General features: G+C 65.1%; 7 protein-coding genes. 2 read left to right on the top strand and 5 right to left on the bottom strand.

Annotated elements, in window-relative coordinates:
- Positions 1–125: 125 nt before the first annotated feature.
- The 4 genes from OSH07_RS16050 to OSH07_RS16030 form a co-directional block, all read right to left on the bottom strand.
- Positions 126–860 carry an outer membrane protein gene (locus OSH07_RS16050; protein WP_266339677.1) on the bottom strand — a complete coding sequence of 245 codons (735 nt, stop codon included), beginning with the start codon at positions 858–860 and terminating at the stop codon, positions 126–128.
- A gap of 516 nt (positions 861–1,376) precedes the next feature.
- On the bottom strand, positions 1,377–2,102 hold the full coding sequence (locus tag OSH07_RS16045; RefSeq protein ID WP_266339676.1) for an outer membrane protein: 726 nt from the start codon (positions 2,100–2,102) through the stop codon (positions 1,377–1,379).
- A 1,332-nt stretch (positions 2,103–3,434) separates the two neighbouring features.
- Complete coding sequence (locus tag OSH07_RS16035) at positions 3,435–4,232, bottom strand: RBBP9/YdeN family alpha/beta hydrolase (RefSeq protein ID WP_266339675.1); 798 nt, start codon at positions 4,230–4,232, stop codon at positions 3,435–3,437.
- Positions 4,233–4,293: 61 nt separating this feature from the next.
- Positions 4,294–5,409: an anhydro-N-acetylmuramic acid kinase gene (locus OSH07_RS16030; protein ID WP_266339674.1), complete on the bottom strand. Its 1,116-nt coding sequence runs from the start codon at positions 5,407–5,409 to the stop codon at positions 4,294–4,296.
- Between the two features lie 315 nt (positions 5,410–5,724).
- Here OSH07_RS16030 and OSH07_RS16025 point away from each other — a divergent pair, with 315 nt between their 5' ends.
- Positions 5,725–6,786 (top strand): 3-deoxy-7-phosphoheptulonate synthase, encoded by a 1,062-nt coding sequence (locus OSH07_RS16025; RefSeq protein WP_338149888.1) that lies wholly within the window; start codon positions 5,725–5,727, stop codon positions 6,784–6,786.
- 93 nt (positions 6,787–6,879) lie between these two features.
- Positions 6,880–8,133, top strand: a complete 1,254-nt coding sequence (gene tyrS / locus OSH07_RS16020) for a tyrosine--tRNA ligase (RefSeq protein WP_266339672.1) — start codon at positions 6,880–6,882, stop codon at positions 8,131–8,133.
- Positions 8,134–8,381: 248 nt separating this feature from the next.
- On the opposite strand, the gene OSH07_RS16015 is transcribed toward tyrS, so the two are convergent.
- Positions 8,382–11,138 carry an autotransporter family protein gene (locus OSH07_RS16015; protein ID WP_266339671.1) on the bottom strand — a complete coding sequence of 919 codons (2,757 nt, stop codon included), beginning with the start codon at positions 11,136–11,138 and terminating at the stop codon, positions 8,382–8,384.
- Between the last annotated feature and the right edge of the window lie 314 nt (positions 11,139–11,452).

Here is an 11,452-nt window from a genome sequence, read left to right as displayed (position 1 = left end):
CTGAGCCCTGAGCCCTGAGCCCTGAGCCCTGAGCCCTGAGCAAGGTGCGCCGGCACCTGAAAAACGACAAGCGCCAAAAGGCCCCGCCGAAGCGGAGCCTTTCAGAGTGCGCCCCGTCCGTTCGATCAGAACTTGTAGCTGAGGCCGACCGTGACCGCCGTCTGCGTCCAGTCCGCATCCACCGGCCCTTCGAGGAGCTGGTAGGTCTTGTTGCCGAAATCGGTGTAGCGAAGTTCGGCGCGGGCGATCCAGTTGGGCGAGAAGGCATATTCGGCGCCGACACCGACCGTCCAGCCGACATGCGTATTGCTGTCGTCCGAGCCGAAATTCTCACCGGCATCGTAGTCGTAGCCGTTCGACGACAGCTTGCCGTCGGCGAAGGCGATACCGCCCGTGCCGTAGACCAGGAAGTTGTCGATGGCGTAGCCGGCGCGGGCACGAAGCGAGGCCTGCCACTGGCTCTTCATTTCGAGGTTACCCTCGACATAGTCGCCGCCGAAATTCGTCACGTAGCCGGCATAACCCTCGCTGCCCTTGATGTTGGAATAGTCGAGGTCGCCTTCGACACCGAAGACGAACTGGTCCATCTGCCAGTTGTAGCCGGCATGAACGCCGCCGATGAAGCCGTCCATGTCGAAGCTGTCGGCCGGGGTCGGCTCAGGACCAAACAGATTGCTCTGATTGTCGTCCTCACTGCCCCAGGCATAGCCGGCATGAACGCCCGCGTAGAAGCCGGCCCAGGAAAAGGGAGGCGGCGGCGCCGGCGGCGGCTCATAGGTCAGGTCGGCCGCGAGCGCCCCGCCGACGCCCATGGCAAGAACGGATGCGGCTGCGGCGGCAGCCAGGAGCGAGTGTTTCATGCGTGCCCTCTTCAAGCTCAATGTTCACGAAGAATGCGATGAAAGTGCCACCCAGAAGCCATACCCTAGCACCGCATTGGCAAACAAACCATTGCCAGGCGATCACAGTGACCTCGGAATCTACGTCTGCACCGATCTTTTCTTGGCGGCCGGGTCTTATTCAAAGACAAGTTGAATCGAAAAGCCCCCGAAGACCTCCGGTCGACCTGATCTCGTGCGGTTAGCTAAGAAGAATGGCGCAAGCCATGCTGGCCAATTCGCCGCGCGCGGCCAGGCACCCCGCCGCCGTAGACGCTGGAGCAGGCCTACGCAGAACCGGGAGGCCGGGGCGACGACGACCGGCCGATGGAGGAGGCCCGAGGTAGAACGCCGCGCCCCGCGGAACCGGGAGCGTCCGGCGCCGGCGCGCCGCGCCCTGCCTGAAGGGCGGCTGGCTGCAACGGATCGGTCGCATCGCCGCAAACAAAAGGGCCCCGCAATGCGGGGCCCTCGCTATCTGCCGGAGACTGCAGCCGATCAGAACTTGTAGTTCAGGCCGACCTTGAGCGTGTGGAAGGCGACGTCCGTGTCGAACCGGCCATCGAGGTCCTCGAGGGCATTGTAGCCATCCTGATGTATGCTGCCGAGGTCGACATACAGGTATTCGGTCTTGAGCGTGATGTTCTTGGTGATGCCGTATTCGATGCCGGCGCCGATCGTCCAGCCCCAGCGCGTATCCGAGAAGGACGTGCCGTCCGAGAAGCCGGGCTCGGAATAGTTGGTCTTCACCTCGACATCGCCATAAGCGGCGCCGCCCGTGCCGTAGAACAGCACGTTGTCCCACGCATAGCCGATGCGGCCGCGCAGCGTGCCGAACCAGTCGACGTCGGTCTTCAGGTTGTAGCTGGAGTCGTTCACATAGCTCCAGGTCGAGTCGGCGTTGATACCGGAATAGGCAATATCGGCCTCGACGCCCGCGACCCAGTTGGTCGCGAACTGCCAGTTGTAGCCGATCTGGGCACCGCCGAAGGCGCCGAAGGCGTTGTTGCTGTAGTCGCTATAGGGGAAACCATCGACCGAGAACGCCGTGTCGATGTCCCCGCCGCCAATGCCGCCATGGACGCCAACGTAGAAGCCGGTCCAGTTGAAGACGACCGGAGCAGCGACAGGGGCCGGCTCGTAGGTGAGATCAGCAGCATGCGCGCCGACGACGCCGAGCGCCAGAACCGATGCCATTGTTGCACTGCGCAGAATGAACTTCATCGTGAGCCCCTTTGCTCGCAAACGTGGATCCAGACAACCTTGCTTCACGGGGGGAGGCTATCCAGGTTGCATCAAGCTAGCGCAACTCCATCCGTTTGACTGTTGCGGAAGAGCATCACCAAACCCGCAAGTGACGTAGCGTCTGCCTCACTTTTTCTCCATGATCAACTGATTGCCTTAGGTTTTGACGCCCAAGCATCTGATCGGACAGACATTTTGTAAGGCAACACGAAACACTCGACGGCACGAGGCATCGTCGAGAAAAATAGCAGCCAGGCCTTTGAGAGGCTTCAGAAGGACGAAATGGCCCCCCAATTCAGGGGCAGGAGGGCGTTCGGCACGCCCCTTTAGCCGGACCCAGGCCAACCTTCGCCGGATCCCGGCGGAGGCAGCCAGCAGCCAGGGCCCACACAGGTCCTCGCCGATTCCGCGGGGGATCGAGGTCGAAAGTCTCCCGTCCCGATGTTGCACCGCCGAAAGCCCCCCGCTCGCGCGATGCACTTCCCTGATGCTCCTGATAGCCCGAGGCCGAGACGTCGTTCTGGCCGAAGGAGCCGCCATGGACACCGACATAGAAGCCGGTCCAACTGAATACTTACGGCGCGACGACCACCGGCTCCTGCGTCAGGTCCGCAGCCTGGGCGCCCGCAACGCCCAGCGCGAGCACCGACACCATCGTCATTCCACGCAAAACCGTCTTCTTGCCCAACCCCAGCTCAAGCCGTTAAGCCTCCCCCCGGACGGCTCCCAGCAAGGACACCCGCCCTGATATCTCAGGCTAGCGATTTCAGACGTGATCCGCTGTGGCGGAATTGCACCAGATTCAACCAATTGACGTAGGGAATTGCTGGACTGGGGAGCCGATCCGCCGCCGGGAATCGGGGCATCCGCCCACAACCTATTGATGCGATTACGCTTCGCTCCGGCTATCATTCTAAAATCGAACTATTTTCGTATGACTCAAAAAGCGCGGGTCACATCACCTTTATTTGGGTCACAGGATCGCCGTTCGCACGATTTCAACGCGCCCAGGATGCGACCACCCGGCGGCTGTAACCTGCACGGGAAATTTCCAGAATCCCCTGTCGAAGCAAGACACCCGGAAAGCGGCGCAACAAGGGATGCCAGCGCGGTCGGGGCGGCGCACCACCCAGCTGCAGCGGCGGCGTTTTCCCGCCAGATCGAGGACCGGCGGCTCATCGGTGCCCGATTCAGGCACGATAGCGCGGCCAACGAAAAAGGGCTCCGCCACGACGGAGCCCCTCCCATTCATTCGGTCCATGCCGATCCGGCCCGGCAACCCCTACGGGACGGGGCCCCAGACAGCATTCCCTACATCGTGCCGGTCTTGGGCTGCACCTTCGGCTGCAGCTTGGGCTGCTTCGGCCTCGCACCGGTCAGGCGGACGATCTCCGCCACCACCTGCTGGTGCAGGACGCGGTTCTTGTCGATGTCGAAATGCGACAGCTGCGCCTTGATGTCGGTGCGCTTGCGCACGTCGGAATTGACGACGCGCTTGCCGGCGCCGGCCGGAACGTCGAGCGCCGAGCTCCAGCCATTGTTGGACTGGTAGAGATTCAGGTAGCGGCGCACGCCGGGCGTGATCGGGCCGCTCGTCGTCGGATCGAAGGTGACGACTAGATCGACGGGAACGCCGTTGCGCACCAGTTGCTGGCTCATGACCAGCACCGCATTCGCGCCGAGCGAGTGGCCGATCAGGATGATCGGGCGGGTTCCCTTCGGATCGGCCTTGTACTTGGCGGTGATCTCGGCAGCGATGCGCGGCCAGTTGGCGTGGTTCAGCACCTCGTTCTGCACGCCCTGGGCGCGCAGCTCCTTCGACATGTCGTCCATGCCGAGCGAGAAGACGTTGGCGAGGCCGCGGAAGAGATAGACCTGGGGATCGCGATTGACCTTCGGAGCCGACTTGGCGCGCCGAACGACCGGCTTCTGTTCCGGCCCCGCCACAGCGGCGGCACCGGCCGCGGGCGCAGTTGCCGCGGCGGGTGTCGCGGGCGCCTCGGCCGCCATCGCCTGCACCGTGGCGGCCTCGGCGGATGCCGCCAGCGGCAAGGCCAGCGCCGCGCCGACCATCGACAACAAGCCAAATTTCAGCAGGCGATTGAGCATCCGGATCACTCCCCAGGAAAACGTTGCAACGATGGTGGCCGACACGGGCGCGATTCGTCCATCACGGCGCCGGCGGTCGCGGCTCGGCGAGGACGCCGCCCGGCATCGGATAGGGCACGCCCGTGGTCTCGGGCAGGCTGAGCGGCAGTCCCGCGACGCTGCGGGCGGCGAGATAGGCGAAGGCCTGCGCCTCCATGAAATCGCCCGACCAGCCGAGCGCGTCGGCCGTGGTGACGGTCGCGCCGCTGGCTTCGGCCAGCAGGCGCAGGATGGCCGGATTATGCGCGCCGCCGCCGCAGACGATGATCTCGCCGGCGCCGCCGGCGAGCGCCACGCCGCGCGCGATCGTCTCGGCCGTGAAGGCGGCGAGCGTCGCCGCGGCGTCGGCCGTCGACAGTCGCGCCACCGGCGCGCGCGAAAACGCGTCGCGATCGAGCGATTTCGGTGGCGGCAGGTCGAACCAGGGATCGTCCATCAATTCTGCCAGCGATTGCAGCTGCACCGTGCCGGAGGAGGACAGGACGCCACCGACATCCATGCTGGCGCCAGTCCGCTCACGCACAAGGTCGTCGATCAGCGCATTGCCGGGCCCGGTGTCGAAGGCGACGATCGAACCGTCGGCGCCGATGCGCGTGACGTTTGCGACACCGCCGATATTCACCACGGCGACATCGCCGGAAAGGCCGGCAGCGCGCACAAGCGCCGCATGGAAGACAGGCACCAGCGGTGCCCCCTGCCCGCCCGCCGCGACGTCGGCGGCGCGGAAATCATAGACCACCGGAATGCCGAGCCGATGCGACAGCGCTGCTCCGTCGCCGATCTGGATCGTCAGCCGGCGGTCCGGCGCGTGGAAGACGGTCTGGCCGTGGAAGCCGACCAGGGTGACGCGGGGTGCGTCGACATCCTGCCGCGCCAGCAGCGCCTCGACGGCCTCGGCATGCGCCTCGGTGACGATCCGCTCCGCCTCGCTCAGGATGCCCGGCCGGGCGTCGCGGCTGTCGAGATCGACGGCAGCCGTCAGCGCGGCGCGAAGCACCGCGCGCTCATCAGGCTCATAGGGCCGGAAATGGGTCGGGCCGAAGGCCTCGACTTCTTCGCCGTCGGTCGCGATCAGAGCCGCGTCGACGCCATCCATCGACGTTCCGCTCATGAGTCCGACAACGACAGTCCTGTGCATTGGTTCCCCCGGAAACGTTCTAATCCGGGATAGCGGCAACGGCCGCGTCGGCAAAGAGCAGATCGGCAACAGTCTCGCCGTTTCGTCGAAAGCCGCATTCTCCCCCGTGACAAACCCCGGCGGCTGATCTATATGCGCTTCCATGACTTTCGCCGCCACCACCTATGCTTGGTACTTTAGCTATCCGCTCGCAATGGCGGAGGTAGGGGTGCGCGCGGTCTAAAAACCGCAAAATGTCCCGAAGCCGCCAGACACCTGGCGGCTTTTTTTGTGCCGCCGGGTGGGTCAAAATCACAAGGAACCCACACCGTGCTGATCACCGACGACCTCCGCATCCGCCAGCTGAAAGAACTCTCGACACCGGAACAGGTGATCCGCGAGTTCCCGCGCACCGAGACCGCGACCGACACCGTCACCGCCGCGCGCCGTTCGATCCATGACATCCTGCACGGCACCGACGACCGCCTTACCGTGGTGATCGGTCCCTGCTCGATCCATGATCCCGTCGCCGCCATGGACTACGCCCGCCGCCTCGCCGAAATCCGCCCCTACCTCGCCGACCGGCTCGAGATCATCATGCGGGTGTACTTCGAGAAGCCGCGCACGACGGTCGGCTGGAAGGGCCTGATCAACGATCCCGGCCTCGACGGCAGCTTCGAGATCGACAAGGGCCTGCGAATCGCCCGCAACCTGCTCGTCGACATCAACGATCTCGGCGTGCCGGCCGGCTCGGAATTCCTCGACATGACGACGCCGCAATATTTCGCCGACCTGGTCAGCTGGGGCGCGATCGGTGCGCGCACGACCGAGAGCCAGGTGCATCGTGAGCTGGCCTCCGGCCTTTCCTGCGCCGTCGGCTTCAAGAACGGCACGGACGGCAATGTGAAGATCGCGCTCGACGCGGTGCTCTCGGCCTCGCAGTCGCATCATTTCCTGGCCGTGACCAAGACCGGTCGCGCCGCGATCGCCGAGACGGCCGGCAACGACGACTGCCACATCATCCTGCGCGGCGGCAAGTCGACCAACTACGACGCCGCCAGCGTCGAGGAAGCGGCCAAGGCTTCGGAAAAGGCCGGCATCGCGCCGCGCATCATGATCGATGCCAGCCATGCCAACTCGTCGAAGAAGCCGGAGAACCAGCCGATCGTCGTCGAGGACATCGCCCGCCAGATCGAGGCCGGCGACGACCGCATCATGGGCGTGATGGTCGAGAGCAACCTGGTCGCCGGCCGGCAGGACCTCGTCGAAGGCCAGCCGCTGGTCTACGGCCAGAGCATCACCGATGGCTGCATCGACTGGGATACCTCGGTCGACGTTCTCGAGCGGCTCGCCGCCGCCGTCGAGGCCCGCCGCGCCAAGGCGCGCCGCGCCGCCTGATCCACGATCCGGGAAATTTCGCCCTTCAAGGTGAAATTTCCCGTTCCGGCTGCTAGAAAGCCGGCCAATCCCAACATTCTCCAAAGGTCCGTCATGAGCGCCTTCAAGTCCGAGTTGATGCAGATCCTGACCGAGCGTGGATTCGTCCACCAGTGCTCGGATGGCGAGGGGCTCGATCGCCGCTTCGCGACGGAGACGGTCACCGGCTATATCGGTTTCGACGCCACGGCGAAGAGCCTTCATGTCGGCTCGCTCATGCAGATCATGATGCTGCGCTGGATGCAGAAGACCGGCCACCGCCCGCTCGCGCTGATGGGCGGCGGCACGACGCGCATCGGCGACCCGTCCTTCAAGGACGAGGCGCGCAAGCTCCTGACCGACGAGATGATCGACGAGAACCTCGTCGGCATCCGCAAGGTGTTCGCCAACTACCTCGATTTCGACCGCGCCGAGCGCCCGGCGATCATGGCCAACAATGCCGAATGGCTGAACGGCTTGCAGTACATCGACTTCCTGCGCGATGTCGGCCGCCACTTCTCGGTCAACCGCATGCTGTCCTTCGACTCGGTCAAGCTGCGCCTCGACCGCGAGCAGTCGCTGTCCTTCCTCGAATTCAACTACATGATCCTGCAGGCCTACGACTTCGTCGAGCTGAACCAGCGCTACAATGTCACGCTGCAGATGGGCGGCTCCGACCAGTGGGGCAACATCGTCAACGGCATCGAGCTCGGCCACCGCATGCTCGACAAGCAGTTCTATGCGCTGACGACGCCGCTGCTCACCACCTCTTCCGGCGCCAAGATGGGCAAGACGGCGAACGGCGCCGTCTGGCTCAACGCCGACATGCTCGGCTCCTACGAGTTCTGGCAGTTCTGGCGCAACACCGAGGATGGCGACGTCGAGCGCTTCCTCAAGCTCTACACCGAGCTGCCGATGGGCGAGATCGCCCGCCTTGCGGCGCTGGGCGGTTCCGAGATCAACGACGCGAAGAAGATCCTCGCCACCGAGGTGACCGCGCTGGCGCATGGCCGCGCCGCCGCCGACGAGGCGGCAGAGACGGCCCGCCGCACCTTCGAGGAAGGCGCGCTGGCGGAAAACCTGCCGACCATCGAGGTAGCGGCTTCGGAATTCGCCAACGGCCTCGGCGTGCTGTCGCTTTTCGTTCAGGCCGGCCTCGTCGCCTCGAACGGCGAAGCGCGCCGCCAGATCAAGGGCGGCGGCCTGCGGGTGAACGACCAGGCGGTCACCGACGAGAAGGTTCTGGTCGGCCCCGACGCGCTGACGTCGGAAGGCGTCGTCAAGCTGTCGCTCGGCCGCAAGAAGCATATCCTCGTCCGCCCGCTCTAAAGCTTCGGGCCGGACGAATTTCAGGGCGGCGCAGGTGACTGCGCCGCCCTTTTTCATCTGTGATGCGGCGCTGCCCAATGTATGCGAGCCGCCGGCCTCAACTTTCTGCAGAGGCCGCGGGGCCGTCACGAAGCACGCAATTTGGCCGTGCGATCCAGCCTCGCTCGCAGGCTGCGACATTCAAGCCGCCAACGAAAAAGGGCGGCGCAGTGACCTGCGCCGCCCTTTTTCGTGTCCGGAGAGAAACCTCAGAAGGCGACGCTCAGGCGGCCCTGGATCGAGTTGTCGGCGGCGTCGCTCGCGAGCTGGCCGGCATAGAACAGCCCGAGCTTGGCGCCCGCCGTCACGTCGACGTCGAAGCCGGCCTTGAGCAGGGCCGCGTCCTTGGCGATCGGCGCGCCAGTGACCTGGAAGGCGTCGCCGCCGGAGAACGCGAGCGTGCTGACCGGGATCACGTCGCCCCAGGCATGCTGCCAGGCGGCCGAGCCCTGCAGCGTCACGCCGACATTGCCGACCACGATCTTGTGCTCGGCGCGCAGGCCCAGCGTGCCATAGGTGACGCCCTGGTTGGCGCCGTCGACGGCGAGCGCGGCCGAACCGCCGGTCTCGTTGTAGCCGTCCGTCGACAGATGGACATAAGCGAGGCCGGCGAAGGGCTCGATGGTGGTCGCGGCGCTGACGGCGACGTCGTAGCCGAGCTCGCCGAACACCTGCGCGGTGCCCGCGGAATAGTCCGCCTTTTCGGTCTCGAAGAAACCGGGGATCGAGACGTGCCGCGTCGTATCGACCTCGTTCCAGCTATAGCTGGCGCCGAGGCGGACATTGACGTCCGAGACCTTGCCGCCGGCATAGGCCAGCAGGTGATAGTTGTTGCTGTCGCCGGACGAGGCGCGGTCGTCGAGGCTGAAGCTGGTGCGGCTGTAGCCTGCCGCGGCGCCGATCAGCCAGTCCTGGCCGAAGGTGTGATCGTAGCCCACCAGAACGCCGCCGGTCGAGCGGTTGAGCTTGGCGACATTGGCGTCGCCATCGCTGTGGCCCCAGGAGCCATAGGCCTGAGTCCAGAAGGTGTTGGGCTCGGCGGCAGGCGCGGCGGCCGTGCCCGGGAAGGGAGCGGCGCTGCGCTTGTCGGCCTCGGCATAGCCGGAGGCAAGGCTCGCGGCCGGCGCCGTCGCGCCCTTCGACGGATATTGCAGCCGGCCGAGCACCGCATCGCGCAGGAAATAGCTCTCGTTCAGGAGCGCACTGGCGGAAGCGGCATGGATCTCGCCGGAGATGGCGTTAAGCGCCGCAGGGGCGTCGGCCGTCGAAACGACCTCCATGGCCTCATACAGGGACCCGGAACCGACGGAATCGAGGCCGTTCGCGGCCGCCTTCTGGTTCGCGGTCTGCGCGGCGGAAGCAAACGCGCTCTCGCGGACGAGGCGCAGATAGAGCTCGGTGCCGCCGTTGCCATAGAGCAGTTCGGGCGACACGAAGGCGAAGTCGTGCGGCGCGATCTGGAACGTGTCGTCTGCGTTGCCCGACTGGTTGAACGAGGTAGCGGTGACGATCGTGTAGTTGTAGTTCGCCTTGTAGCCCGAGCTGGAGTCGATCTGCAGCGTCGCACCGTCCAGATCGGCGGCGCCTGACACCTCGATGCGACCGGCCTGACCGTTGGAATCGATGCCGACGACGAAGGTGTCCTCGTCGCCGAGCGAAAAGTCGCCATTGACCTTGAGGCGCGTCCCCACCGCCAGATCGAGCGTGGTCGAGGCGAGGGAACTCTTGAACTGAGCGCTCGAGCCGAGCGCGACCGAGCCCTCGGCAATCTGGAGACCGCTGATCTCGCTGGAAAGGCTACCAATCTTGAGTTCGCTAGCGCCGAGCTTCACCAGCCCGCCTTGGCCGAGCAAGTCGCCCCGCCAGTCGGCGCCGAAGGTAGAGGTGTCGAAGGTCGACGTCGTGCCGTCGACGAGTGTGGCATCGACGTCGGCAGCCGTCACCAGCTGCGAGCCGATCACCCGGATCGTGCCGCCGCCGAGGTTGAAGGCATAGGAGCCCTGGCCGTTGACGCGGTGGGCCCGCAGGCTCGACCCGCCGATCTCCAGCGCGCCGCCATTGAGGTCGTAGGTGCCGGCGCCCGTGCCCGCGAGGAACAGCGAAGACGTGCCGTCTACGCGCAGGACGCCACCGGTCTGGTTGATCGCGCCCGTCGCGTCGGCGGCCCCGTTGTTGGTCTCGCGGCCGAAGCCGATGGCGAGATAGCCGCTGTTCTGGATGGAGACCGTGCCGCCCTCGATGTTGAGGGTGCCGCTGGTGCCCGTCGTCTGGGTGGTGTTGCGGCCGATGGTCATGCGGGCCGCGTCGACAACGAGCTCGCCGCCGCTGATCGTGTAGGTGCCCTGGCCGCCCTGGTTGCCGATGTGGAGCGCGGCGCAGCGAGCCTCGTCGCCACAGGTCGGCGAAACCGTCACCGTGCCGCCGGTCTGATCGACCGTGCCCACGCCGCCATAATAGCCGACCGAGAGGCCGACGCCGAAGGCGACGCTCGCGCCGCTGCCGATGGTCATCGCGCCCAGATTGGAGCCACCCGAACCCACGGCCAGATAGTCGACCGTGCTGCTGCCAGTGAAATTGACCGTGCCGCCGGCGACATAGGCCTCGCCGCCCAGGATCGAGGCGCCGTTCAGCGTCAGGGTGCCCGCCCCCATCTTGGTGAAGGTGCCATAGGGATTCGCCCAGGCAACGCCATCCAGCAGGATCTGGTCGGAGAAGGTTACGGCGCCAGTATTGTTGAGGATGAGCTGATCGGTCGCCGCGACCTCGATCGTGCCGGGCGCGCTCGGCGCCGCGCCGACCAAGCCGTTCAGCTCGGATTCGGTTTCGACGACGATCTGAGCGGCCGATGCCGGAATGGCCAGGACGGCGGTCAGCGCAACCAGAGATGCACCCGCGGCCCAGCGCGTGCGTGCGAGAGAATGCGGCAGAGCGGATCGATCCGCGCTGCCTCGTTTGAACGATGCCATGATGCCCCCAAATGCCCTTGCTCGAAACCGGAACGCCGTGGAGAGCCACGCTCCAACCACGGCTCCTGTCTTCGAGCCCCCCGGAATTGACGGACCAAGGCTATCAACCCGTCCGCCTCACTTCAATACTGATTCATAAGTAATTCAAAATCGGCATGATTCAGAAATATGCGTATATGCGCAGCAAAATGACGATCTTCGGACTCCAAAGGGAATCCATTGTCCGGAAAATCGAAAGTAATATTGTAGTTAATCTACTTATACTTAAGTGTATCGATAAAGCTATCGGAATTATCTGGACCGTAACGCATAGT

Source organism: Kaistia nematophila (assembly GCF_026343855.1).
Taxonomy (GTDB): Bacteria; Pseudomonadota; Alphaproteobacteria; order Rhizobiales; family Kaistiaceae; genus Kaistia; species Kaistia nematophila.
Note: the sequence above shows the minus strand (reverse complement) of the source record. Positions and strands in the feature narration are given on the sequence as shown.